Source organism: Paraburkholderia sp. SIMBA_027 (genome assembly GCF_046535315.1).
GTDB lineage: Bacteria > Pseudomonadota > Gammaproteobacteria > Burkholderiales > Burkholderiaceae > Paraburkholderia > Paraburkholderia tropica.
The window spans coordinates 1-364 of the sequence record NZ_JAWRWY010000193.1; the positions used below are offsets into that span (position 1 = coordinate 1).

The window sequence follows — 364 nt, forward strand, 5'->3', positions numbered from 1 at the left end:
CACACAGCCGCTGTTCCGCAGTGATCAACGCACTGCACTCTATGCAACAGAGTGCGCTGGACCACATTGGGTTGTCAAGGTTTTTTTGCTCGTTACGTGACGGCAGTCGTTACCTGGGGCCCCTACCTGGGGCGGTAGCCCATCTTGGCGCTAATGGTCAGCCCGGCCTCCCGGAGGCCGTCTATGAGCCCCGGATGGTCTTCAGGCACGAAGCGAAAGGCTGGACCGGAAATGCTTATTGCCGCGATAACCGTGCCTGCGTGGTTGAAGATGGGAGCTGCGACGGCCGTGAGACCAATTTCAAACTCGCCATGAACTATCGCAAAACCGTTTTTGGCAACTTCCAGCAACTCCTTTTCCAGTT

At 56.6% G+C, this 364-nt stretch carries 1 protein-coding gene; it reads right to left on the bottom strand.

Annotated elements, in window-relative coordinates; genetic code table 11:
• Nucleotides 1–122 precede the first annotated feature (122 nt).
• On the bottom strand, nt 123–364 hold a 242-nt coding region (locus tag SB764_RS38745; RefSeq protein WP_410866570.1), incomplete at its 5' end, for an IclR family transcriptional regulator C-terminal domain-containing protein.